The organism is Streptomyces sp. TRM49041, assembly GCF_008271805.1.
In the GTDB taxonomy this organism is placed as follows: domain Bacteria; phylum Actinomycetota; class Actinomycetes; order Streptomycetales; family Streptomycetaceae; genus Streptomyces.
Map to the genome: position 1 here is coordinate 49,405 of NZ_VSRY01000170.1, position 23,648 is coordinate 73,052.

Annotated in this window: 19 protein-coding genes; 9 read left to right on the forward strand and 10 right to left on the reverse strand. The window is 73.8% G+C overall.

Features of this window, described 5'->3' with window-relative positions:
• Positions 1-173: 173 nt before the first annotated feature.
• From FVS66_RS30970 to FVS66_RS30995, 6 genes are all read left to right on the forward strand, one after another.
• A complete protein-coding gene (locus FVS66_RS30970; protein ID WP_149184571.1) occupies positions 174-1,442 on the forward strand; it encodes a sodium:proton antiporter in 1,269 nt (422 codons plus the stop codon).
• A 166-nt stretch (positions 1,443-1,608) separates the two neighbouring features.
• Complete coding sequence (locus FVS66_RS30975) at positions 1,609-2,382, forward strand: HAD-IA family hydrolase (protein ID WP_149184572.1); 774 nt, start codon at positions 1,609-1,611, stop codon at positions 2,380-2,382.
• Entirely contained in the window at positions 2,379-4,766 is a 2,388-nt protein-coding gene (locus tag FVS66_RS30980; RefSeq protein WP_149184573.1) for a glycoside hydrolase family 65 protein, read from the forward strand. The genes FVS66_RS30975 and FVS66_RS30980 overlap by 4 nt, the downstream gene beginning before the upstream one ends.
• Before the next feature lie 383 nt (positions 4,767-5,149).
• Positions 5,150-6,655, forward strand: a complete 1,506-nt coding sequence (locus FVS66_RS30985) for a lysine N(6)-hydroxylase/L-ornithine N(5)-oxygenase family protein (protein WP_149184574.1) — start codon at positions 5,150-5,152, stop codon at positions 6,653-6,655.
• Positions 6,652-8,382 (forward strand): IucA/IucC family protein, encoded by a 1,731-nt coding sequence (locus FVS66_RS30990; protein ID WP_149184575.1) that lies wholly within the window; start codon positions 6,652-6,654, stop codon positions 8,380-8,382. The genes FVS66_RS30985 and FVS66_RS30990 overlap by 4 nt, the downstream gene beginning before the upstream one ends.
• Positions 8,379-8,930 carry a GNAT family N-acetyltransferase gene (locus FVS66_RS30995; protein ID WP_149184576.1) on the forward strand — a complete coding sequence of 184 codons (552 nt, stop codon included), beginning with the start codon at positions 8,379-8,381 and terminating at the stop codon, positions 8,928-8,930. Before FVS66_RS30990 ends, FVS66_RS30995 begins: the two co-directional genes overlap by 4 nt.
• A 324-nt stretch (positions 8,931-9,254) precedes the next feature.
• On the opposite strand, the gene FVS66_RS31000 is transcribed toward FVS66_RS30995, so the two are convergent.
• Together FVS66_RS31000 and FVS66_RS31005 are read right to left on the reverse strand one after the other, a co-directional pair.
• Positions 9,255-10,625 carry a deoxyribodipyrimidine photo-lyase gene (locus FVS66_RS31000; RefSeq protein WP_149184577.1) on the reverse strand — a complete coding sequence of 457 codons (1,371 nt, stop codon included), beginning with the start codon at positions 10,623-10,625 and terminating at the stop codon, positions 9,255-9,257.
• Positions 10,622-12,145 (reverse strand): SDR family oxidoreductase, encoded by a 1,524-nt coding sequence (locus tag FVS66_RS31005; protein ID WP_149184578.1) that lies wholly within the window; start codon positions 12,143-12,145, stop codon positions 10,622-10,624. The genes FVS66_RS31000 and FVS66_RS31005 overlap by 4 nt, the downstream gene beginning before the upstream one ends.
• Positions 12,146-12,257: 112 nt before the next feature.
• On the opposite strand from FVS66_RS31005, the gene FVS66_RS31010 reads away from it, so the two are divergent.
• Positions 12,258-12,755: a MarR family winged helix-turn-helix transcriptional regulator gene (locus FVS66_RS31010; protein WP_262387307.1), complete on the forward strand. Its 498-nt coding sequence runs from the start codon at positions 12,258-12,260 to the stop codon at positions 12,753-12,755.
• Between the two features lie 88 nt (positions 12,756-12,843).
• Positions 12,844-14,946, forward strand: a complete 2,103-nt coding sequence (locus FVS66_RS31015) for an MMPL family transporter (protein WP_149184579.1) — start codon at positions 12,844-12,846, stop codon at positions 14,944-14,946.
• Here the strand turns inward: FVS66_RS31015 and FVS66_RS31020 are convergent.
• The 8 genes from FVS66_RS31020 to FVS66_RS31050 all read right to left on the reverse strand — a co-directional run bounded on the left by FVS66_RS31020 (position 14,915) and on the right by FVS66_RS31050 (position 22,243).
• Positions 14,915-15,880, reverse strand: a complete 966-nt coding sequence (locus FVS66_RS31020) for a glutaminase (RefSeq protein WP_187645770.1) — start codon at positions 15,878-15,880, stop codon at positions 14,915-14,917. The two genes, FVS66_RS31015 and FVS66_RS31020, sit on opposite strands and share 32 nt — an antisense overlap.
• A 126-nt stretch (positions 15,881-16,006) precedes the next feature.
• A complete protein-coding gene (locus tag FVS66_RS31025) occupies positions 16,007-18,142 on the reverse strand; it encodes a xanthine dehydrogenase family protein molybdopterin-binding subunit (protein ID WP_149184581.1) in 2,136 nt (711 codons plus the stop codon).
• Positions 18,143-18,234: 92 nt separating this feature from the next.
• Entirely contained in the window at positions 18,235-19,230 is a 996-nt protein-coding gene (locus FVS66_RS31030) for a xanthine dehydrogenase family protein subunit M (RefSeq protein ID WP_149184582.1), read from the reverse strand.
• A complete protein-coding gene (locus FVS66_RS31035) occupies positions 19,227-19,778 on the reverse strand; it encodes a (2Fe-2S)-binding protein (RefSeq protein WP_149184583.1) in 552 nt (183 codons plus the stop codon). Before FVS66_RS31035 ends, FVS66_RS31030 begins: the two co-directional genes overlap by 4 nt.
• 57 nt (positions 19,779-19,835) lie before the next feature.
• Positions 19,836-20,333 carry a DUF5709 domain-containing protein gene (locus FVS66_RS31040; RefSeq protein ID WP_149184584.1) on the reverse strand — a complete coding sequence of 166 codons (498 nt, stop codon included), beginning with the start codon at positions 20,331-20,333 and terminating at the stop codon, positions 19,836-19,838.
• A gap of 262 nt (positions 20,334-20,595) precedes the next feature.
• A complete protein-coding gene (locus tag FVS66_RS31045; protein ID WP_149184585.1) occupies positions 20,596-20,769 on the reverse strand; it encodes a CsbD family protein in 174 nt (57 codons plus the stop codon).
• Between the two features lie 83 nt (positions 20,770-20,852).
• Complete coding sequence (locus FVS66_RS35305; RefSeq protein ID WP_187645771.1) at positions 20,853-21,026, reverse strand: hypothetical protein; 174 nt, start codon at positions 21,024-21,026, stop codon at positions 20,853-20,855.
• A gap of 116 nt (positions 21,027-21,142) precedes the next feature.
• The gene (locus FVS66_RS31050) at positions 21,143-22,243 is read right to left on the reverse strand and encodes a glutamate--cysteine ligase (RefSeq protein WP_149184586.1); all 1,101 of its coding nucleotides are present in this window, start codon (positions 22,241-22,243) and stop codon (positions 21,143-21,145) included.
• Between the two features lie 329 nt (positions 22,244-22,572).
• Here FVS66_RS31050 and FVS66_RS31055 point away from each other — a divergent pair, with 329 nt between their 5' ends.
• Positions 22,573-23,601 carry a S66 peptidase family protein gene (locus FVS66_RS31055; protein WP_149184587.1) on the forward strand — a complete coding sequence of 343 codons (1,029 nt, stop codon included), beginning with the start codon at positions 22,573-22,575 and terminating at the stop codon, positions 23,599-23,601.
• Positions 23,602-23,648 lie beyond the last annotated feature (47 nt).

Sequence of the window (23,648 nt, forward strand, 5' to 3'; positions counted from 1 at the left end):
GCTCCGTTTCAAGGAGATCCGACCTGATCGCACGTTAGCGCGGGACTGCGAGACCGGCACGCGGGGCGGCGGAGGGCGTCCGATACATTTCCGGATCGCGGCGTTCCATGGGCCGGTCCCCGGTCGGCGCGTCGTAAGAGAACCGTCGTCGCTGATCGGGGGATGTCCCACCCATGGTGCTGGTAGCTGTCTTCGGTGCCGCGCTGCTCATCGCGGTGCTGTTGTCCGGGCTTGCCGCCCGGACCGTTCTGTCCACCTCCTTCCTGTTCCTCGTCGGCGGCGCGCTCGTCAGTGACGGCTTCCTCGGTTTGATCCACATCACCCCGGACAGTGAGATCGTCGGCGTCACCGCCGATCTGGCACTCTTCGCGGTGCTGTTCACGGACGGCATGCACGTGTCGTTCCCGAAGCTGCGGGAGAACTGGAAGAACCCCGCCCGCGCCCTCGGTCTGGGCATGCCGCTGGCCCTGGTGGGCACGGCGCTCATCACGCACTATCTGGTGGGGCTCGACTGGACGACGTCGTTCCTCGTCGGGGCCGTGCTCGCGCCCACCGACCCGGTCTTCGCGTCGGCGATCGTCGGCCGCAAGGAGGTGCCGGCGAAGCTGCGGCAGCTGCTCAACGTCGAGAGCGGCATCAACGACGGTCTCGCGCTGCCCGTCGTGCTGGTTCTGATCGCCGCGGCCGGTCCGACGGCCGGTGGCTTCGCGGAGACGTCGTACGGCGCGATCGGCCTGGAACTCGCGCTCGGACTGGCGTTCGGTGTGCTGCTGCCGCTGCTGGTCAGCGGCCTCTCCCGGTTCCGGCTGCTCGGCGCCGAGCCGAAGCTTCAGCCGCTGCTCCCGCTGGCCACCGCCGTCATCCTGTACGGCGCCTGCCACCTGACCCACGCCAACCCGTACCTGGCGGCGTTCTCCGCGGGCGCGGTGCTGACCGCGGTGTCGCCGGAGGCGAAGGACGCGTTCGAGCCGCTCGGCGAGGCGCTGGCCGAACTGGCCAAGTTCGCCGCGCTGCTGGTGTTCGGCGCGCTGCTGACGCCGCAGCTCTTCGGCGACCTGTCGTTCGGCGGGTACGTCACGGTGGTCCTGGCCATCGTCCTGATCCGGCCCGCGTCGATGCTGTTGTCGCTGGCCGGGACGCGGTTCGACCGCCGCGAGCGGCTGGTCGCCGCCTGGTTCGGGCCGAAGGGTTTCGCGTCGGTGGTGTACGGGCTGCTCGTACTCCATGCGGGGATTCCGCAGGGCCAGGAGGCGTACACGCTGATCGCCGTCTGCATCGCCTTCTCGATCATCGCCCACAGCAGCACGGACGTCCCGATCGCGCGGGCCTTCCACGTCGAGAGTCTGGCGGGCATCCCGACCGACGAGGACGAGAAGACGCGGGCGGAAGAGCCGGAGAAGTCCCACCACACGGTGTCCGGCGGCACTCCCCCAGGCGCCTGACGGCACGGCGGCCGCCGGACGGCATGCCCCTCATGGCCCTCTTGGCCCTTCACCCGGGCCCCAGGAGGGCCATGATGGTCGGGTGGAGCCCGTTCCGCGCGCCCGCGCCGTGTGATCCCGGAGTTTCCGGGCACCCGGGCGGTCGACGACGCAAGGAGACGCCGCGATGACCTCACGCACGGCCCGCAGCCCGGTGGTTCCCGCGCTGCGGGCCGTGCGCGCTGTCGTGTTCGACACCGACGGCGTCATCACCGACTCGGCGCGGGTCCACGCGGCCGCGTGGAAGGCGGCGTTCGACGCGTATCTGGAGAACCTGCCCCCGGACACGGCGGCCGGCCCCGCGCGCCGGCCGTTCGGCACCGCCGACGACTATCCGCGGTACGTGGACGGGCGCTCCCGGCTGGACGGGGCGGCGGCCTTCCTCGCCTCGCGCGGGCTGTCCACCGACCCGTCCACGGTGGAGGCGGTCGCGGCCGACAAGGAACGACGCTTCACCGAACGGCTGCGCGAGCGGGGGGTCGACGCCTACCCCGGTACGGTGCGGCTGCTGCGCGCCCTGCGTGAGGCCGGTGTCCCGCTGGCCGCCGCCTCGGCCTCGCGGCACGCCCGGGAGCTGCTGGAGCGGGCGGGGGTCATCGCCCTGTTCGACGCGCTGGTGGAGGGCACGGAGGCGGCCCGGCTCGGCCTGCCCGGCAAGCCGGACCCGGCGCTGTTCCTGGAGGCGGCGCGGAGGCTCGGCCGGCCGGCCGGGCGGTGCGCCGTGGTGGAGGACGCCCTGGCGGGCGTGGAGGCGGGGCGGCGCGGCGGCTTCGGGCTGGTCGTCGGCGTCGACCGTACGGGTGGCCCCGGCCACGCGGAGGCGCTGCGGAGCCACGGGGCCGACCTCGTCGTACAGGACCTTGCCGAGCTGCTGGCCGTACGGGAGGGACAGCCGTCATGAGCGACTGGACGTGGCAGTTCGAGGGATACGCCGCCGAGCGGGAGAGCCTGCGCGAGGCGTTGTGCACGCTGGGCAACGGCTACTTTGCGACACGCGGGGCGATGCCCGAGTGCGCGGCGGACGGCACGCACTACCCGGGCACGTACGCGGCCGGGTGCTACAACCGGCTGGCGTCGGAGGTGGCGGGCCGGCGCGTCGAGAACGAGGACATGGTCAATCTGCCGAACTGGCTGCCCTTGCGCTACCGGGTGGCCGACGGGCCGGAGCCCGGCCCCTGGCTGACGCCCGCGCACGAGTTCCTCACCGACCACGCGCTCACCCTCGACCTGCGCGGGGGCACCCTGGAGCGGCGGAGCCGGTACGAGGACGACGGCGGGCGGCGGCTCGCGGTCCGCCAGGTGCGGCTGGTCCATATGGGTGATCCGCATGTGGCGGCGCTGCGCACCGAGTTCACCGCCGAGAACTGGGCGGGGACGCTGGAGGTGGAGGCGGAGCTGGACGGCTCGGTCACCAACACGGGCGTGGCCCGCTACCGGCAGCTCTCGTCGCGGCACCTGGAGCACATCGAGACGGGTGAGGCCGCGGACGAGCGGGTGTGGCTGTGCGCCCGTACGACCACGTCCGACATCCGGATCGGGCTCGCCGCACGCACGACGGCCCCGGAGGAGGCCGTCGTGCAGCACCGGGAGCGCCGGGTGGCGCAGCGGTTCCGGCTCACGCTGCTGCCGGGTGCGACGGTCGTGGTGGACAAGACGGTGGCGCTGCACACCTCGCGCGACCCGGCGATCTCCGACCCGCTGCACGCGGCGGTGGACCGGGTGGGCCGCGCGCCCGGCTTCGGTGAGCTGCTGACGTCGCACCGGGCGGCGTGGCAGCAGCAATGGCGCCGCGCCGAGCTGGAGGTGCCCGACGAGGCGGGTCGCATCCTGCGGCTGCACCTGTTCCACGTGTTGCAGACGCTGTCGCCGCACACCGCCGACCTGGACGTGGGCGTTCCGGCGCGCGGGCTGCACGGGGAGGCGTACCGGGGGCATATCTTCTGGGACGAGCTGTTTGTGCTGCCGTACCTCAATCTGCACTTCCCCGAGGTGTCCCGGGCGCTGCTCACCTACCGGCACCGGCGGCTTGAGCGGGCCCGGTTCTCGGCCCGTGACGTGGGCCGTTCGGGGGCCATGTACCCGTGGCAGAGCGGCAGCGACGGGCGGGAGGAGACACAGCAGCTGCACCTCAATCCGCGTTCGGGCCGCTGGCTGCCGGACCACTCGCGGCTCCAGCACCATGTGGGATCGGCCATCGCGTACAACGTGTGGCGGTACTGGGAGGCGAGCGGGGACGACGAGTTCCTGCACACCAAGGGGGCGGAGATGCTGCTGGAGATCGCCCGGTTCTGGGCGGACTCGGCGGCGTACGACGACGCCATCGACCGCTACCGGATCCGCGGCGTCATGGGCCCGGACGAGTACCACGACGCCTACCCCGGGTCGAAGCGCCCGGGCCTGGACGACAACGCGTACACGAACGTGACGGCGGCGTGGGTGCTGATGCGGGCCCTGGAACTGATGGAGTCGCTGCCGGAGCCGCGCCGCCGGGAGCTGGAGGAGCGGATCGGGCTCCACCACAGCGAGCTGGCTCTGTGGGAGGACGTGTCGCGCAGGCTGTACGTGCCGTTCCACGACGGGGTGATCAGCCAGTTCCACGGCTACGGCGAGCTGGCGGAGCTGAACTGGGACGAGCTGCGCCACAAGTACGGCGACATCCGGCGGCTGGACCGCATCCTGGAGGCGGAGGGCGACTCCATCAACCGGTACAAGGCGTCCAAGCAGGCGGATGTGCTGATGCTGGGCTATCTCTTCCCGCCGGGCGAACTGCGGGGACTGCTGCGGCGGCTCGGGCATGTGCTGGACGACGAGACGTGGTGGCGGACCGTCGACTACTACCTGCATCGGACGAGCCACGGCTCGACGCTGAGCGTGCTGGTGCACGGGTGGGTGCTGGCGCGGGTGCGCCGGTCGGAGGCGTGGGAGTTCTGCCAGGAGGCCCTGGAGGCGGACATCGCGGACGTGCACGGCGGCACGACGGCCGAGGGCATCCACCTCGGGGCGATGGCGGGCACGCTCGACCTGGTGCAGCGCGGGCTGACGGGGCTCGATACCCGTGGCGGGGTGCTGCGGCTGGACCCGGTGCCGCTGCCGGAGCTGTCCGAGTACGACTTCACGCTGCGGTTCCACGGCCACTGGGGCGTGCGGCTGCGGATGACGCCGGGGAACCTGCATGTGGCGGTCCCCGAGTCGGGGACCGCGCCGATCGACATCCTGCTGCCCGACCGGTCGGTGTCGATCGAGCCGGGGCGCGTCGCGCGACTGCCGCTGCCGCCGCCGGACTGACGGGCAGGTGGCCTGCTGAGGCGGCGTCACTCCGTCAACAACCGTCCACTTCCACACCGAACTCGGCGCGTGGCGCGTAACAGGGGGCGGGCAGCGGGTAATTGGCGTCAGGACCGGTGCACCGCCGGGCCGCAACCCTTGATCCCACTGCAAGTTAGGCTAACCTAACTTTCTGTAGGCGGTGGTGGGCACCCCGCCCGTGCCCGCCGCGCGTGCGCCTTGTGCGCGATCTCCGCAACACGACCGAAGGGCATACGCCATGCCGAACGGCGCGCCGCGCGCCGAGCTTCTTCCGGCCCGTCGGTCGCCACCGCCGCCACCGCGACCACCACCACCGCCCGTATCCGCACGACGCACGACGTACCGGAACCGGAAGGACCGCGATGACGACCGATCAAGCCGCCGAGGACCCGACGACCGTGGATCTCCTCGGCGTGGGCATCGGCCCGTTCAACCTGTCGCTCGCCGCGCTCGCCGACGGGGTGCCGGGGCTCGACGCCGTCTTCCTGGAGCAGCGCCCCGCCTTCCACTGGCACCCGGGCCTGCTCATCGACGGCGCCACGCTCCAAGTGCCGTTCCTGGCCGACCTGGTGAGCCTGGTCGACCCGACGAGCCCCTGGTCGTTCCTCAACCACATCCGCGCCCAGGAGCGGCTGTTCCCGTTCTACTTCGCCGAGCGGTTCCACATACCGCGCGCCGAGTACGACGCCTACTGCCGCTGGGTCAGCGAGGAACTGCCGTCCTGCCGCTTCGGCCACCGGGCCGACACCGTCCGCTGGGACGAGGGCCGCCAGGCGTACGAGGTCGGGTTCACCCGCCTCGACGGGCACGGCGTGCCCTTGGGGACCGGCCGGGTCCTCGCCCGGCACCTCGCGCTCGGCGTCGGCACCGCCCCGCACGTGCCCGCGCCGCTGCGCGCCCTGACCGCCGACCCCGGCGTGCCGGTGCTGCACTCCGCCGACTACCTCGCCCACCGGGACCGGCTCCGCACCGCCGGCCATGTCACGGTCGTCGGCGCCGGGCAGTCGGGCGCCGAGGTGCTGCTCGACCTGCTGCGGGCCCGGCCGGAGGGGCGGGAGGGGCTGGCGTGGCTGGCCCGTACCGCGGCGTTCGCGCCCATGGAGTACAGCAAGCTCGGCCTGGAGCACTTCACCCCCGACTACACCCGCTACTTCCACGACCTGCCGGAGACCGCCCGGGACGGGCTGCTGCCGGGGCAGTGGCAGCTGTACAAGGGGATCAGCGCGGACACCCTCGCCGACATCCACGACGAGCTGTACCGGCGGGTCGTGGAGGGCGGCGGCGGCTGGCCGGACGTCACGCTCACGCCCGGGGTGGCCGTCACCGCCGCCGAACGCCGCGACGGGCGCGTGGAGCTGAGCCTGGAACACGCCGAGGAGGGCTCGCGGGCCCGGCTGCGCACCGACGCGGTCGTCCTCGCCACCGGGTACGCGGAGCGGCCCGTCGACGGGCTCCTCGAACCGCTCGGCCGGCACATCGCCCGGGACGGCGCGGGCCGCCCCCTCGTCGGCCGGGACCAGCGGCTCGTCCTCGACGAGAAGGTCGGCGGCTCGGTGTTCGTGCAGAACGCGGAACGGCACACGCACGGCGTGGGCACCCCCGACCTCGGTCTGGCCGCCTGGCGCTCCGCGCTGATCCTCAACGCCCTCACCGGGCGCGCCGCCTACCGGCTGCCGGAGCGGACCGCGTTCACGACCTTCGGCCTCACCGGGGCGCGTACGCCCGGGGCCCGTACGCACGGAGCCCGTACGCACGGAGCCCGTACGCCCGGAGCCCGTACGCCCGGGGCCGGTACGCCCGGGGACCGGCCCCACCCGCCGGCGGACCGGTCCCTTACCTCCGCCGACGAGCGGATGGAGTGCGCATGAGCGAGAGCCCGGTCCAGCACCTGGACCCCGTCATGGCCGCCGACCGCGCCGCCGTCGACAACCTGCTGCGCTGCTGGGTGCGGGAGACGGGAGTGGAGCGGCCCGTCGGCAACCTCCTGCGCCTGGAGCTGCCCGCCTCGGGCACGGCGGTCGAGGCGCCCGTCCTGTACTGGTCGCCCGTCGGCTGGCACCGCTTCGGTCCCGCCCGGCTGCGGTCCGGCACCCCCGCGTCCGCCACCGCCCTCGCCGCCCTGCTGGGTGTCGAGGCGGCCGACGGGGACCCGGAGTCGGTCATGGACCTCACCGGCTGGGTCAGCGACTCGGTACGCCGCGTCGCGGAGTTCGTACGGGCCCGCCGGGCCGCGCCCGACGACCCGGCGGGCACGACCGCGTTCCTCGCCGGGGAGCAGGCCCTGATCACCGGGCACCCGCTGCACCCGACGCCCAAGAGCCGCGAGGGGCTCTCCGGGACGGAGGCCGCCCGCTACTCCCCCGAGACGCGCGGCAGTTTCCCGCTGCACTGGTTCGCCGCCGACCCGTCCCTCGTACGGGCGGACTCGTCGCTCGACCGGACAGCCGACGAGCTGCTCGCGCCGTTCGCGGGCGACAGCCCGGCGCGCCCCGCCGGCACGGTCCTGGTGCCCGCCCACCCGTGGCAGGCGCGGGACGTCGTCCACCGGCCCGCCGTACGTGCCCTGCTGGACGCGGGGCTGCTGTACGACCTCGGCCCGGCCGGTCCCGCCTGGTCGGCGACGTCGTCGGTGCGGACGCTGTACCGGGCCGACGCGGCGGTCATGCTGAAGCTCTCCCTGGGCCTGCGGATCACCAACTCGCGGCGTGAGAACATGCGGTCCGAACTGCACCGCGGGCTGGCGGTCGACCGGCTGCTGACGGCCGGTCTGGGCCGGGCCCTGCACGCCGCGCACCCGGGGTTCGCCGTGGTCCGCGACCCGGCGTGGCTCGCGGTCGACACGTCGCCCGACGGCGGCGAGGGCACCGGCCTCGACGTGGTGGTGCGGGCCAACCCGTTCCTGGCGGACTCGGTGGCGCAGGCTGTGTGCGTGGCCGGTCTGGTCGCGCCGCGCCCCGACCTGCCCGGCGGCCGGTCGTGGCTCGCGACGCTGGTGCGGGGGCTCGCCGAGCGCGCCGGGCGGCCCGTCGGCGAGGTCGCCGAGGAGTGGTTCACTCGGTACGCGAAGCGGGTCGTCGCCCCGGTGCTCTGGCTGTACGCCACGTACGGGCTCGGCCTGGAGGCGCACCAGCAGAACACGCTCGTCGTACTGGACGACGACGGGTGGCCGGTGGGCGGCCGCTACCGGGACAACCAGGGCTACTACTTCTCGCCCGCCCGCAGCGACGCCCTGTACGGCTGGGTGCCGGGGGTCGGCCGGGACCTGGGCACGTATGTCGCGGACGAGGTCATCGACGAGCGGCTCGTCTACTACGTGGGCATCAACAACCTGCTGGGCCTCGTCGGCGCGCAGGGCTCCCAGGGGCTCGCGAACGAGGTGCGGCTGCTGCGGCACGCCGACCGGTTCCTGGCCGGTGCGGCCGCCGAGCACGGGAAGCGGCTACGGCCGGCGGCGCTGCTGCGGGACGAGCCGACGCTGCGCTGCAAGGCGAACCTGCTGACGCGGGTGCGCGGCATGGACGAGCTGACGGGTCCGCTGGAGGCGCAGTCGGTGTACGTGGACATCCCCAACCCCATCGCGGAGGTGCGCAAGTGACGTGGGGTCACCTCGTCATCGCCGAGACGGCCCTGGAGGGAGGCGCGTTCGGGCTGCGGGCGGTCGACCCGGCCGCAGACGCGGGGCTGGTGCACGGGTGGATGAACGACCCGGAGGTCGCCGAGTACTGGGAGCTGGCCCAGCCCGAGGAGCGGGTCGCGGCGTATCTGCGGGAGCAGGTGGCCAGCGCGCACTCCACGCCGTACATCGGGTGCGTCGACGGTACGGCGATGAGCTACTGGGAGCTGTACCGGGCGGACCTGGACCCGCTGCGCCACCACTACCCGGCCCGGCCCCGGGACGCGGGCGTGCACATGCTGCTGGGCCCGTCGGCGTACCGGGGGAAGGGGCTCGGGGCGGTGTTGCTGCGCGCGGTGTCGGACTGGCAGCTGCGCACCGACCCGTACGCCGGGCGGGTCGTCGCCGAGCCGGACGTCCGCAACGTGCGGTCGGTGCGGGCCTTCGAGCAGGCCGGCTTCCGGGTGACCGGGCAGATCGAACTGCCGGTGAAGCGGGCGGTGTTCATGGTCCGCGAGCGCGCGGCATGACGGCGGCGCCGTGGGCCGCTCCGCCTGCGGGCACCGCGCTCCTGCCCGTACCGGGCGACGGGGGCGGGACGCCCGCGAGAGATCCGCCGGTCGACGAGCAGTCCCCCGACGGTGTCTTACCGCCATCGCCCCGGCGGAGATCCCGTCGGGCCTCCCGTCAGGCCTCCTGGCGGCGCTGCTCGGTACGCCGTACTTCGTGTGGCAGCTGCGGCGGGGGCACCCTGCCGACTGACGGCGTGGGGCGGCGGGACCGTGGCGCGGAGTGTCCGCGAAGGACCCGCACGCCCGGCCGCGGGCGGTCGGTCAGCGGCCGCGGGCGGTCGGTCAGCGGCCGCGGGCGGCCCGGAACCGGGCGAGACCGTCGGGTAGGTCGACGATCGGCGCCGGGTAGCCGCCACGGACCCGGTCGCGGACGGCCGGTTTCCACGGCTCGTGCACGGCCGGTCCTTCGATGCCGGCCAGCTCGGGCACCCAGCGACGCACGTAGGCGCCCTGGGGGTCGTAACGGCGGCCCTGCAGCACGGGGTTGAGGACCCGGTTCGGCCGGGTGTCGGTGCCCGTGCCCGCGACCCACTGCCAGTTGAGCTGGTTGTTGGCGATGTCGCCGTCGACCAGGAGCTCCAGGAAGTGCCGTGCGCCGATGCGCCAGTCGACGTACAGGGTCTTGGTGAGGAAGCTCGCTGCCAGGAGGCGGCCCCGGTTGTGCGTCCAGCCCTCGTGGGCGAGCCGGCGCATGGTCGCGTCGACGACCGGGTAACCGGTGCGGCCCCGCTTCCATGCCTCGATGTCGGCCGCGGCGGTATGCCCGGTGCGCCAGCGGTCGCCTCGGGTGCGGTAGTCGTCGTGGGCGGCGGCGGGACGAGCGGCGAGCAGCTGGCGGTGGAAGTCGCGCCAGCACAGCTGCCGTACGAACGCCTCGGCGCCGGGTCCGCCCGCGGCGCGGGCGCGGTGTACGGCCTCGGCGGCGGACACGGTGCCGAAGTGCAGATGGGGGGAGAGCCGCGAGGTGGCGTCGCCCGCGAGGTCGTCGTGGCGTTCGCCGTACGCGTCGAGCGGGCCGCGCAGCCAGGCCGTCAGAAGCCGCCGGCCCTCGGTCTCGCCGCCGGCCGCGAGACCCGGCGAGGTGCCGGCCACCTCGGCCCGGGACGGCAGGCGCTCGGAGCGGACACCCTCCGGGACCGGCACCCGGCGGGGCGCGGCGAGGGGTTCACGCAGCCGCTCGGCGGACCAGCGTCGGAAGTACGGCCCGAAGACGGCGTAGTGGTCGGAGTCCTGCGGGGTGACCGCCCCGGGAGGCAGGGCGGTACCCACCCCGTCGTGCACGCGCAGCGCCCGTCCCCGGCCTTCCAGGGCGGTGCGGAGCCGGTCCTCTCGCCGCTGGGCGTAGCCGCTGTGGTCGGCGGCCATATGGACCTCGGTGGCGTCTGCCTCGTGCGCGACCGCGCACACGACGTCCACCACCCGCCCCGAGCGGACGACGAGCCGCCCGCCGCACCGCAGCAGACCCTCGTCGAGGCCGGTGAGGCAGTCGGCGAGGAACGCGGCGCGGTTGGGCGGGGCGAACCCGGCGGCGGCGATGGCGTCGTCACGCACGAACAGCGGGACGACGGTGTCGTGCGCGCGCAGGGCGGCGCGCAGCGGCGGGTGGTCGTGCAGGCGCAGGTCTGCCGTGAACACGACGACAGCCGTGGTCATGTTCTCGCTCCTCCGGCGGCGGACTGTTTCACGGCGGCCTTGGTGATGTTACGGGCCATGCCGCCGAAGACGGCGGCGTGGAACGGCGAGACGCTCCACCAGTACGCGTGTCCGAGAAGCCCGTGCGGATGGAACAGGGCACGCTGCCGGTAGCGGGCGCGCCCTGGTCCGTCCTCCTCGACGTACATCTCCAGCCAGGCCAGTCCGGGGAGGCGCATCTCGGCGCGCAGCCGCAGCAGTCGGCCGGGCTCCACCTCCTCGACGCGCCAGAAGTCCAGCGAGTCGCCGACGCGCAGCCGCGCGGCGTCGCGTCGGCCGCGGCGCAGTCCCACGCCGCCGACGAGCCGGTCCAGCCATCCTCGGACGGCCCAGGCGAGCGGGAAGGCGTACCAGCCGTTGTCGCCGCCGATGCCCTCGACGACCCGCCACAGCTGCTGGGGGGTGGCATCGACCGCCAGTTCCCGCTCGTCGGTGTAGAGGCTGCCGCCCGCCCAGTCGGGATCGGTCGGCAGCGGGTCGCTGGGGGCGCCGGGGACGGACGCGGACGACCAGCGGGTGGCGACCTCCGCCTCGCGGACGCGACGCAGGGCGAGCACGAGTGCCTCGTCGCTGCTGATGGGCTCTCCGGGTGCGTCGGGCACGTACCGGGCGATGTCGTGTTCCCGGCAGACCACCTCGTGGCGCAGGGACTCGGCGAGGGGGCGTGCGATGGACGGGGGCACGGGGGTGACGAGGCCGATCCAGAGGCTGGACAGACGGAGGGTCAGTACGGGCACGGGGAGGATGAGTCGCGGCGGCAGGCCGGCGACGGCGGCGTAGCGCTGCATCAGGTCGCGGTAGGTCAGCACGTCCGCGCCGCCGATGTCGAAGACGCGGTGGACGTCGGGCGGCATGCCCGCACTGCCGACCAGGTAGCGCAGGACGTCCCGGATGGCGATGGGCTGGATGCGGGTGCGCACCCAGCTGGGGGTGACCATGACGGGGAGGCGTTCGGTGAGGTAGCGGAGCATCTCGAAGGAGGCGGAGCCGGAGCCGAGGATGACGGCGGCCCGAAGCACCGTGGTCGGGACGCCCGAGCCGAGCAGGATCCGTCCGACCTCGCTCCGGGACCGCAGGTGCGGGGAGAGCTGCCGCTCGGGCACGCCCGCGGGGGTGAGGCCGCCGAGGTAGACGATGCGCCGGACCCCCGCGGCCCGGGCCTGCGCCCCGAACAGGGTCGCGGCCCGGCGGTCGGTCTCCTCGAATCCCGATCCGCCGCCGAGGGCGTGCACCAGGTAGTACGCGACGCGGACGCCGACCATGGCGTCGCGGAGCGACTCCTCGTCCGTGACGTCGCCGCGGACGACCTCCACCCGGTGCGCCCAGGGTTGGTCGCGCAGCTTGCCGGGTGACCGTGCAAGGCAGCGGACCCGGTGGCCCGCGTCCAGCAGTTCGGGCACGAGCCGGCCGCCGATGTAGCCGGTCGCCCCGGTGACCAGGCAGAGCGGGCCTCCCTCCGGGGTGCGGCCGTCGTCCTCCATGGCTCCTCCGTCCGTGCGGTCCAAGTTCCACAGTGGGCCGTCTTCCCGTGTTCCGCTTTCGCGGGGTCGTCCGGTACGGACGCGGCGGAGTGTTCTATAGGCTGACCAGGTGGTGACAGAGGATGGTCAGGCGGACGAGGACACCGGGGGTGAACAGCGGCGTTCCCCGGCGGACCTGCAGGCGTTCGCCGTGCAGCTGCGCCGGATGAACGGCGAGATCAACAGGCTTGTGCACGCGTTCGCGGTGAGCCAGGGGCTGCACGCGACGGACGTCCAGGCACTCGCCGCGATCCTCGACGCACCCGAGCCCATGACTCCGACCCGGTTGCGGGAGCACCTCGGTCTGACGTCGGGAGCGGTGACGGCGTGCCTCGACCGGCTGGAGCGGGCGGGGCACATCCGCCGGTCGCGGGACAGCGCCGACCGGCGGGTGGTCCATCTGCACTACGTGTCCGGGGCGCGGGCCGCCGCCCGTACGTTCTTCCATCCGCTGGCCCTTGCCGCGGACAGTGCGCGGGCGCGGTTCACGGCGGAGGAGCTGGAGACGGCGCTGCGTTTCCTGACCGCGGTGAACGACGAGCTGGGAGCGCGGGACACGCCTCACCGCTGAGGACATCGTGTGCGGACGGGTCACGAGATTTACTTCAATCATTGAGATAGTTTCTGATTGAGTTAGTTCTCTCTTCCGCAGGAGCATCATGTCTACGTTTCCGCCCCTCGCGCGCCGGCTGCTACCGGTTCTGCTCATCGCCGTCTGGTTGGCCGTGGGCGGCGGCCTCGGCCCGTACGCCGGCAAGCTCGGCGAGGTCGCCACGAACGACCAGGCGGCCTTCCTGCCGCAGAGTGCCGAGTCCACTCGCGTCCTGGAGGAGCAGGAAGCCTTCCGCCAGGAGGAGGCGCTGCCCGTGGTGGTGGTGTGGACGGCGCGGGGCGGGCCCGTCACGGAGGCGCAGCGGCAGGCGGCGACCGGCTCGCTCGCCTCGCTCACCGGCACCGAGGGCGTCGTGGGCCGAGCCTCCCCCGCCGTGCCGTCCGAGGACGGCGAGGCGCTCCAGGCCACGCTGCAGCTACGGCCCGACCTCGGTGACGAGCTCGTCGGCACGCTCGACCGTGTCCGCGCCGCCGCCGAAGACGTCCCGGACACCCGGGTCTGGCTCGCGGGCCCGGCGGCGACGCAGGCCGATCTGTCGGAAGCCTTCGCGGGCATCGACGGCCTGCTGCTAGGCGTCGCCCTGACGGCCGTGCTGCTCATCCTGCTGGTGGTGTACCGCAGCGTTCTGCTCCCGCTCCTGGTGATCGCGGGCTCCGTCTTCGCCCTGGCCCTCGCGAGCGCGGTGGTGTACGCCCTCGCCGACCAAGACGTCGTCCGCGTCGACGGCCAGGTGCAGGGCATCCTCTTCATCCTGGTCATCGGCGCGGCGACCGACTACGCGCTCCTGCTCACCGCGCGCTACCGGGAGGAACTCTCCCGCCGGGACGACCGCTTCGCCGCGATGCTGTCGGCGCTGCGCCAGTCGTACGGGCCGATCGTGGCGAGCGCCGCCACGGTCGCCCTCGGCCTGCTGGCGCTGCTCCTCAGCGACCTCACCAACACCCGCGCGCTCGGCCCGGTCGGCGCCATCGGCATCGTGTGTGCCGTACTGAGCGCGCTGACTTTCCTCCCCGCCGTGCTGGTCCTGCTCGGACGGGCGGCCTACTGGCCGGCCTCGCCCGGCCACCGGGCTCTGCCGAACGGCCGCGGCCTGTGGCCGAGGGTGGCCGCCCTGGTCGACCGGGCACCGCGCAAGGTCTGGGCGGTCACGCTGGTCGCGCTGCTGGCGTGCTCGGCCTTCGCCCCCACGCTCACCGCCAAGGGTGTCCCCCTGGACGAGATCTTCGTCGACGACGCGCCGTCCGTGGCCGCGGCGGACGTGCTCGGCGAGCACTTCCCGGGCGGCGCCGGAAACCCCGCCGTCATCGTGGGCGACGCCGGAAGGCTGCCCGCGGTGACCGAGGCGGCCGCGGGCACCGCGGGCGTGGACTCGGTGGTACCGGTCACCGCCTCGGGCCGGCCGGGCGACGGGCCGCCGCTCACGGTCGACGGGCGCGTCCGGCTGTACGCCACCCTGGAGGCCGCACCGGACAGCGACGCCGCCGAGGAGACGCTGGTGCGGCTGCGCGATGCCGTCCACGCCGTACCGGACGCCGACGCGCTCGTGGGCGGTTACACCGCGCAGCGGTACGACACACAGGTCACGGCGCAGCGCGACCGCGCGGTCATCGTCCCGGTGGTGCTGGTGATCATCCTGCTCATCCTGGTGGGACTGCTGCGCTCACTGGTCGTGCCGGTCCTGCTGGTCGCCACCGTCGCCCTCAGCTTCCTCGCCACGCTGGGCATCTCCGCCGTCGTCTTCCAGTGGCTCCTGGGCTTCAGCGGCACGGACGCCTCGGTGCCGCTGTACGGCTTCGTGTTCCTGGTGGCGCTGGGGGTCGACTACAACATCTTCCTCATGTCGCGGGTGCGCGAGGAGGCGCTTCTGCACGGGACCCGGGAGGGCGTGCGGCGGGGCCTGACCGCCACGGGCGGCGTCATCACCTCGGCGGGTGTCGTGCTGGCCGCGACCTTCGCCGCGCTCGCCGTGATTCCGCTGGCGTTCCTGCTGCAGATCGCCTTCATCGTCGCCTTCGGCGTGCTGCTCGACACCCTGGTGGTGCGTTCGCTGCTGGTGCCCGCCCTGGTCCGGGACATCGGGCCGCGGTCGTGGTGGCCGAGCGCCCTCGGAACCCGCCTCAGAACACCGAAAGACCCGTCAGCGTCGTGAACCGGTCGAGCGCGGCGACCCCCGCCACCGAGTTGCCGCGCTCGTCGAGGCCGGGGCTCCAGACACAGAGGGTGCAGCGGCCGGGGACGACGGCGATGATCCCGCCGCCGACGCCGCTCTTGCCGGGCAGGCCGACGCGGTAGGCGAAATCGCCGGCCGCGTCGTACGTGCCGCAGGTGAGCATGACGGCGTTGACCTGCTTGGCCTGGCTGCGGGTGAGCAGCGACGAGCCGTCGGCGCGGATGCCGTGCCGGGCGAGGAACCCGGCGGCCAGGGCCAGGTCCGCGCAGGACGCCTCCACGGAGCACTGGCGGAAGTACTGGTCGAGGAGGTCGGGCACCGGGTTGCCGATGTTGCCGTACGAGGCCATGAAGTGCGCCAGGGCGGCGTTGCGGTCCCCGTGCGTGGCCTCCGACGCGGCGACCTTCTCGTCGAAGTCCAGCCGCTGGTTGCCGCTCTCGGCGCGCAGGAAGTCGCGGAGCGCGCCGGACGCGTCGCCGGTCAGCGTGTGCAGGCGGTCGGTGACGACGAGGGCGCCCGCGTTGATGAACGGGTTGCGGGGGATGCCGTTCTCGTACTCCAGCTGGACCAGTGAGTTGAACGGGTTGCCGGAGGGCTCCCGGCCGACGTACTCCCACAGGCCCTCGCCCTCCATGGAGAGGGCGAGGGCCAGGGTGAACGCCTTGGTGATGGACTGCGCGGAGAACGGCTGCCGCCAGTCGCCCACTCCGTAGACGGTGCCGTCGAGTTCGGCGACGGCCATGCCGAAGCTGCGCGGGTCGGCCTCCGCGAGCACCGGGATGTAGTCGGCGGGGCGGCCCCGGCCCGGGCGGGCCGCGACATCTGCGGCGATCTGGTCGAGTACGGGCTGGAAGGCGGGGGCCACGGGCGTGCTCACTCCGGCGTGTGCGATGGTGCGTTCGATCGCCCCCATTGTGCACGTTGCGGCCTCCCGGTGTGCGGGCGTCCGCTCAGTCGAGCGACTCTCCTCGGCAATCTCCATCCGTCCGTGAAGCACCTGCCCGTCACCCTCCGGAGGTTCTGCCGGCTGCCGTGGGCATCAGGCGCCGAACCCCTCGCCGGGATTGAGCGCCGGGAGGACCCGGTCGGGGGTGAGGGGGAGGTCGCGGAAGCGTACGCCGGTGGCGTGGTGGGCCGCGTTGGCGATGGCGGCGGCCGCGCCGACGATGCCGAGTTCGCCGATGCCCTTGCTTCCCATGGGGTTGAGGAGGCTGTCGTCCTCATCGATCCAGTCCGCCTCGACATCGGGCACGTCGGCGTGGGCGGGCACGTGGTAGGAGGCGAGGTCGCTCTCGGCGAAGTCGCCGTGCGCGGCGTCCACGGTGCTGTGTTCGGTCAGGGCCATGCCCAGGCCCATGATCATGCCGCCGATGAGCTGGGAACGGGCGGTTCGCGGGTTGAGGATGTGCCCGGCGGCGAACACGCCGAGCATGCGCCGGACGCGCACCTCTCCGGTGACCGTGTCGACCTGGACCTCGGCGAACTGGGCGCCGAAGGCGTGCCGGGCGTACGGGGGTGTCCGGCGGGCCTCCTCCGTGGTGTCGGCGGCGGCCGTCAGCCCCTCGTCCGGCAGTGGTCCTTCGTGCTTGGCGACGGCCGTGGCCAGCTCGGCGCACGCCTGGTGGACGGCCCAGCCCCAGGAGGCGGTGCCCGAGGAGCCGCCGGCGAGCGGGGCGCGCGGGAGCCGGGTGCTGCCGATCTCGATGCGTACGGCGTCCAGCGGGACGGCGAGGGCCTCGGCGGCGATCTGGGCGAGGACCGTGCGGGCGCCGGTGCCGATGTCGGTGGCGTTGGCGCGGACGGTGAACGTCCCGTCGGCGTGGGCGGTGGCGGTCGCGGTGGACGGCCCGACGTACGCGGGGTACGTGGCGGCGGCGACGCCGGTGCCGAGAAGGAACGGGCCGTCTCGGTGGGCGGCGGGGCGCGGGTCGCGGTGGTGCCAGCCGAAGCGACGGGCGCCCTCGCGCAGACAGTCGACCAGGTGGCGGCTGCTGAAGGGGCGGCCGCTGTCGGGTTCGGTGGCGGGATCGTTGCGGACGCGCAGCTCGACGGGGTCCATGCCGAGGGCTTCGGCGAGTTCGTCCATCGCCGACTCCAGGGCGTACATGCCCGGTGTCTCGCCGGGGGCGCGCATCCATGACGGGCTGGGCACGTCGAGGGGGACGACGCGGTGCGTGGTGAGGCTGTGTTGTGACCCGTACATGACGCGGGCGGGGACGGCGGCCTGCTCGACGAACTCGGTGATGCGGGAGGTGTGGGTGGTGACCTCGTGGGTGACGGAGGTGAGGGTGCCGTCGCGTTCGGCGCCGAGGCGTACCCGGTGCAGGGTGGGGGCGCGGTGGCCGGTGACGGCGGGCAGGTGGCGGCGGGGCAGGGCGAGCTTCACGGGGCGGCCGGTGTGGATGGCGGCCATGGCGGCCAGCACGACATGCGGGCGGGGGGTGCCCTTGCAGCCGAAGCCGCCGCCGACATGCTCGGAGACGACGGTGACACGGTCCCTGGGGAGCCCGAACAGCGCGGCGAGTACGGAGCGGACCACGTGGCTTCCCTGGCTGGAGTCGTACACGGTGAGGCGCCCGCCGGCGAAGTGGGCGGTCGCGGCGTGCGGCTCCATGGGGTGGTTGTGCAGGGGCGGGACGCGGTAGGCGGCGTCGACCCGTACGGGGGCGGCGGCGAAGGCGGCGGCCGCGTCACCGCGCTCGCGGTGGGCGGGGTAGCCGCCGTTGGCCTCCTCGGGGGTGTACGTCTCGGGGTGGTCCTCGGCGAGGACGACGTCGTGCGGCTCGGGCTCGTCGCCGTGGCCGGCGCAGTCGACGCGGACGGCGGCGGCAGCGGCGCGGGCGTTCTCCAGGGTGTCGGCGACGGCCAGGGCGACGTACCAGCCCCGGTGCGGGACGGCGTCGTACTGGAGGACGTCGATTTCCGGGTCGTCGGGGGGCGCCGCGAAGCGGGGCGCGTTGAACGGGGTGAGGACGGCGATGGCGCCGGGCTGGGCCATGGCGGCGGTGGTGTCGACGGCGGTGATGCGGCCGCAGGTCACCCCGGCGGGGACGGGCCAGGCATAGGCGCAGCCGGGCGGGGTGTGCTCGCTCGCGTAGCGGGCGGCGCCGGTGACTTTGTCCCGGCCTTCGATGCGCTCGGCGGGGGTCCCGAGGACGTGCGGGCTGGCGGCCATGGGGTCTTCTCCGGTCGGGGTTTCTTCTCCGTCAGGGCTTCTTCTGCGGTCAGCGGTGGTCCGGTCAGCGTTCTCCGATCAGCGTTCTCCGGTCAGGGGCGAGGGGTGGCGGCGAGGCCGGTGAGGACGGCTCCGGCGAGCCGGTGGGCGAGTTCGATCTTGTACGCGTTGTCGCGGAGCGGCTCGGCGGCGGACAGCTCCTCGGCGACGGCGCGGGAGACGTTCTCGGCGGTCGGGGCGGTGCCGAGCAGGCCGCCCTCCGCACGGCGGGCCCGCCACGGCCGGTGCGCGAGCCCGCCGAACGCGAGGCCCAGGTGGCGTACGGCGCCTTCGCCGTCGAGGTCGAGGACTGCGGCGACGGAGACGAGCGCGAAGGCGTAGGAGGCGCGGTCGCGGGCCTTGCGGTACACGGAGGCGAGCCCACCGGTGGCGGCCGGGAGGGTGACGGCGGTGATCAGCTCCCCTGGCTGGATCACGGTGTCCAGCTCGGGATGGTCACCGGGCAGGCGGTGGAATTCGGCCACGGGGACGGTCCGTTCACCGTCCGGGCCGTGGAGCTCGACGTCGGCGTCGTGCGCGGCGAGGGCGACGGCGAGGTCGGAGGGGTGGGTGGCGATGCAGAGGTCCGAGTGGCCGAGGACGGCGTGGTCGCGGTGGACGCCGTCACGGGCGCCGCAGCCGCTGCCGGGCACACGCTTGTTGCACGGCTTGGACAGGTCCTGGAAGTACGGGCAGCGGGTGCGCTGGAGGAGGTTGCCGCCGGTGGTGGCGGTGTTGCGGAGCTGCCCGGAGGCCCCGGAGAGCAGGGCTCGGGACACGGCTGCGTACCGGGCCCGGACGAGGGGGTGGGCGGCGAGGTCGGTGCCGCGGACGGTGGCGCCGACGCGGAGGCCGCCGTCGGGGAGCTCCTGGATGTCGTCGAGCGGGAGGCGGTTGATGTCGATGAGGGTCTCGGGCGTCTCGACGCCGAGCTTCATGAGATCGACGAGATTGGTGCCGCCGGCGAGGTAGCGGGCGCCCGGGTCGGCCGCGTAGGCGGCGGTGGCCTCCTCCACGGTGCGGGCGCGGACGTACGCGAAGGGCTTCACCGGATCACGTCCTCGACGGCCTGGACGATATGGGGGTAGGCGCCGCAGCGGCAGAGGTTGCCGCTCATCCGCTCGCGGATCTCGTCGGGCGTGAGCGGGACCGACCCCTGGGCGGGCGGCGCACCCGGCTCCGTGGCGAGCGACGGGTGTCCGGCGGCGGCCTCGGCGAGGACCCCGACGGCCGAGCAGAGCTGGCCGGGGGTGCAGTAGCCGCACTGGAAGGCGTCGCGGTCGAGGAACGCCTGCTGGAGGGGGTGGAGGGTGCCGCCGTCGTCGGAGGCGAGGCCCTCGACGGTGGTGATGTCGCAGCCGTCCTGGGCGACCGCGAGGAGCAGGCAGCTGTTGGCGCGGCGCCCGTCGACGAGGACGGTGCAGGCACCGCACTGCCCGTGGTCGCACCCCTTCTTCGCCCCGGTCAGCCCGAGGGCCTCGCGCAGTACGTCGAGGAGGGTGGTGCGGTGGTCGACGGTGACCGAGCGGGGGGTTCCGTTGACCCGGAGGGTGATCTCCGAGTGGTACAGGTCGGGAGGGGGCTGGGACGGCTGCACGGGCGGGGGCCTTCCGGGAAGGTGAGGCGGTTGGGCGGGAGGCTGGGCGCAGGGGGGTCACCCGGCCCGTTCGTCCTCCGGTGGGATCTCGTGGACGGCGGCCTCCTCGGCGGAGGCGGCGCCGCCGTCGACGCCGACGTCCCGGCCGATGACGTCCTTCTCGGTGTCGGCGCGGACGCCCTCGTCGGGCGCGACGAGACGGCCGGAGCGGTCGCGGCCCACCTGGTCGTCGTAGGGTTCGCCCATGCCGCCGGGCAGGTCGCCTATGCCGTTCTCGGCGGGATCGGGGCCGTCGCGCCGCAGGGCAGGGTCCGGTACCTCCTCGGCCAGCCGCTGGTCGAGGGTCTCCCCTTCGCGCTGCTCGCGGGCCGTGGTGCCGACGTGCTCGGCGCCGAGCGGCCGCTCGGGCGGCGAGTACCCCTCGTCGTACGGATCGGCGGCCCGGTCCGAGAGCAGGTCCTCACGGTCGAGGACCCCGTGGTCCTCCCTGATCTCCCGGTCGTCGCTGCGGTCGGGCTGATAGACCTCGTCACCCATCGATTCTTCGGTTCCCATGACTGGCTCCCGGTGCGCTCGGTCCCTCGCGCTCTCGCCTGCTCGCGTATCCAGCCTGGGCCAGGTCACACCTCCCGGCACCCCGGGCGACGTACAAGCGGGCGGCCCTCCGGCGGGGACGGCGGTGGACCGCGTGGCCGGGCACGGGCATGCCGACGGCCCGCGTCCCGCCCGGTGGGGCAGGACGCGGGCCGTGGCGGCGCGTCGGCGCGTGCGTCGGCCGGCCGCCCGTCGGAAGGGGGCGGCCGGCCGGGGCGGCCGGTCAGCGTTTGTGGGCGCCCCTCGCCTTCTTCCCCGCTTCGCGCAGTCCGCCCTTGGCGCGTTCCGCGCGGCCCTCGGCGGTGAGGCGTTCGTTGCCGACCGCGCGGCCCACGGTCTCCTTGACGGCGCCCATGACCTGCTCGGCCTTGGAAGGCGTCTTCCGTTTCGCGAACATGGGTGCTCCCTCGTTGTCGCTCGCTGCGGCCTTTCCCTGACGTCAGGCGCGTGCCCGGCGGCGGAGCGGACAAACCATGACACTCAGGGCTGTTCGGCGTACTCCCGCATCAGGACGGGGGCGTCCCGGCCGAGCACCCGGTCCGCCTGCTGGTGGGCGATCTCGGCGAGTCTCCTGGCCTCGTTGAGTACGTCGCCGTGTTCCTCGACCAGCTGGTCGTAGATCGGGGAGCCGGGGCTGTGGGGGCGAGCTGTCACGCGGTGCTCCTTGGTGCGGGGGGGGTCGTCGCGGCGGCCGGGGCGGTCCCAGCGCTTCGGCGCCTGCCCGGCGACGCGCGGATCATGCGGAACCTCCCCACCGCTCTCGCGGGCCGTCAGCGCACCCCCTCCTGCGTACGCCGCACACACTCGGCGACGACCGCCCCCAGGCTGCCGCGCCGCCTGAGCAGCCGCCGCTGCACATGGGCGCCGTTGCCGCCGCTCATCAGGTCGTCCAGGGCCTTGCGGGCGTACGCGAGGTCGCCATTCCCGTCCAGGGCCTCCTCCACATGGTGGAAGAGGGCCTGGACGACCCGGTCGGCGGGCGCCGGGCGCATGGTGTGCGGATGGATGAGCTCGCCGTCCACCCCCGACCGCGCCGCCCGCCAGGCGGCCGCGCGCAGCAGCCCGATGCCGTGCTCGTCGGGCGGGCGGCCCTCGCGCCACTGCCGGGCGGCGGTGTCCACGAGGGCGCGCGCCAGGGTGGCGACCAGAACGGTCGTCGAGGCGTCCAGGCAGACGTCCGCGGCCCGTATCTCGACGGTCGGATAGTGCCGCGACAGCCGCGCGTCGAAGTAGATCATCCCCTCGTCCTGGAGCACCCCCGTGGACACCAGGTCGCGCACCTGCCGGTGGTACCGGTCGGCGGAGCCGAACAGCTCCACGGGCCCGGTGGACGGCCATCGCCCCCACACCCGGCTGCGGTAGCTGTGGTAGCCGCTGTCGTGGCCGTACCAGAAGGGCGAGTTGGCGCTGAGGGCCAACAGGACCGACAGCCATGGCCTGATCCGGTCGAGTACGGCCACCCCCTCCTCGTCCGAGGCGATCGAGACATGGACGTGGCAGCCGCAGGTGAGCTGTTCGAGGGCGGTCAGCCCGTAGTGCTCCCGGATCCACCGGTACCGCTTGCCCTCGGTGACGGCGGGCCCCACGGGCAGCGGCGACGTCGCCAGCGCGACGACGGCGACCCCCGCCTCGGCGGCGATCCGCGCGGCGTCCGACCGGCACCGCTCGATCTCGGCGGCCAGCTCCCCCATCGCGGTCCTGGGGTGCGTTCCGAACTCCAGCTGCTGAAGCTGCAACTCCTTCGTGAAGGCGTGGGCCCGCCCCTGATTGTGCTTCGCGGCGATGGCCAGTACCTCTTCGGAGAGAGCGCGTGGCTCTCCCGTCCGCGGGTCCACCAGGAGGAGTTCCTCCTCCACTCCGACACTGCGCAAAAGAACCCGCCTTTCCGATCGCATCCTGAGGGGACAACTGACGGAACTGCCGGACTTGCTGGAACGTGCTGGAACGTGCTGGAACGTGCTGGATTGCGGACTTGCTGGACGCACCATCATCCCTGGTCCGGCGGCCGTGCGCACCGCCCCGGAGGCCCCCGGGCGGTATCTGGCGGGTTCCCGCCGCACCCGGCCGGAACCACCGCGGCCCCTGCCTCCCTGACGCCCCCGCCGTGTGGCACAGCCCCTCCTCCCCCACTCCGTGGCCGCCGCGACCAGCGGTGAATTCACGGGGCGGCCGAGGCGGTCGGCGTGTCAGAATCCCCCGCATGCCGATCCGTTACCCACGCCCCCTGCGCCCCGGCGACCGCGTCGCCGTCACGTCCCCGTCGAGCGGAGTCGGCGAGGATCTCCGCGCGCGACTCGACGTGGCGGTCCGGGCGGTGGAGGCGCGCGGTTACGAGGTCGTCGTCGGCGACTGCATGGACGGTTCCGGGCACGTCAGCGCGCCCGCCGCGGACCGCGCGGCCGAGCTGACGGCGATGCTGACCGACCCGGACGTCCGGGCCGTCGTCCCGCCGTGGGGCGGGGAGACCGCCATCGACCTGATACCGCTGCTCGACTGGGACCGGCTGCGGGCCGCCGAACCCACCTGGCTCGTCGGCTTCTCCGACCTGTCGACCCTCCTCACGCCGCTGACGCTGCTCACCGGGACCGCGACACTGCACGGCAACAACCTGATGGACACCCCGTACCGCGTGCCCGAGGGGCTGCTGCCGTGGCTGGACGTCGTCGCCCTGCCGGAGCGGAGCCGGTTCACTCAGACCCCGCCGGGCCGGTACCGGTCCTCCGGCTGGGACGACTGGCAGGCCGACCCGCACATGGACACGTACACGATGGACGGCACCGGCACATGGACCCGGCTGGACGGCGACGGGGACGTGGACGTGGCGGGCCGTCTGATCGGCGGCTGCGTCGAGACGCTGTGCAACCTGGCGGGAACGCCGTACGGGGACCTCTCCGCGTTCGCCCGCGCGCACGCGCCCGAGGGACTGCTCGTGTACGTCGAGGCGGCGGGCGACGACGCGTTCACCATCTGCCGCAACCTGCACGGTATGCGGCTGGCCGGGTTCTTCGACGCCGCGAACGCCGTCCTGGTCGGCCGTACGTCCGCGCCCGGCCGGGAGTCGCTGACGCAGCACGAGGCCGTGCTGGACGCGCTGGGGCCGCTGGGCGTGCCGGTCGTCGCCGATGTCGAGTGCGGCCACGTACCGCCGTATCTGCCGCTGGTCAACGGCGCCCGCGGCCGGCTCGTCCACACCGCGGCCAGGCACGAGCTCACACAGACGCTGGACTGACCGCGGCAACGCCCAGGAGCAGCCCGGCGGCGTCCGCCCCTGCTTGG

What these genes read in the sequence shown, in the direction of transcription:
- FVS66_RS30970 (WP_149184571.1), top strand. Translation starts at nt 174, where the DNA reads ATGGTGCTGGTAGCTGTCTTCGGTGCCGCGCTGCTCATCGCGGTGCTG.
- FVS66_RS30975 (WP_149184572.1), top strand. Translation starts at nt 1,609, where the DNA reads ATGACCTCACGCACGGCCCGCAGCCCGGTGGTTCCCGCGCTGCGGGCC.
- FVS66_RS30980 (WP_149184573.1), top strand. Translation starts at nt 2,379, where the DNA reads ATGAGCGACTGGACGTGGCAGTTCGAGGGATACGCCGCCGAGCGGGAG.
- FVS66_RS30985 (WP_149184574.1), top strand. Translation starts at nt 5,150, where the DNA reads ATGACGACCGATCAAGCCGCCGAGGACCCGACGACCGTGGATCTCCTC.
- FVS66_RS30990 (WP_149184575.1), top strand. Translation starts at nt 6,652, where the DNA reads ATGAGCGAGAGCCCGGTCCAGCACCTGGACCCCGTCATGGCCGCCGAC.
- FVS66_RS31000 (WP_149184577.1), bottom strand. Translation starts at nt 10,625, where the DNA reads ATGACCACGGCTGTCGTCGTGTTCACGGCAGACCTGCGCCTGCACGAC.
- FVS66_RS31005 (WP_149184578.1), bottom strand. Translation starts at nt 12,145, where the DNA reads ATGGAGGACGACGGCCGCACCCCGGAGGGAGGCCCGCTCTGCCTGGTC.
- FVS66_RS31015 (WP_149184579.1), top strand. Translation starts at nt 12,844, where the DNA reads ATGTCTACGTTTCCGCCCCTCGCGCGCCGGCTGCTACCGGTTCTGCTC.
- FVS66_RS31020 (WP_187645770.1), bottom strand. Translation starts at nt 15,880, where the DNA reads ATGGGGGCGATCGAACGCACCATCGCACACGCCGGAGTGAGCACGCCC.
- FVS66_RS31025 (WP_149184581.1), bottom strand. Translation starts at nt 18,142, where the DNA reads ATGGCCGCCAGCCCGCACGTCCTCGGGACCCCCGCCGAGCGCATCGAA.
- FVS66_RS31040 (WP_149184584.1), bottom strand. Translation starts at nt 20,333, where the DNA reads ATGGGAACCGAAGAATCGATGGGTGACGAGGTCTATCAGCCCGACCGC.
- FVS66_RS31045 (WP_149184585.1), bottom strand. Translation starts at nt 20,769, where the DNA reads ATGTTCGCGAAACGGAAGACGCCTTCCAAGGCCGAGCAGGTCATGGGC.
- FVS66_RS31055 (WP_149184587.1), top strand. Translation starts at nt 22,573, where the DNA reads ATGCCGATCCGTTACCCACGCCCCCTGCGCCCCGGCGACCGCGTCGCC.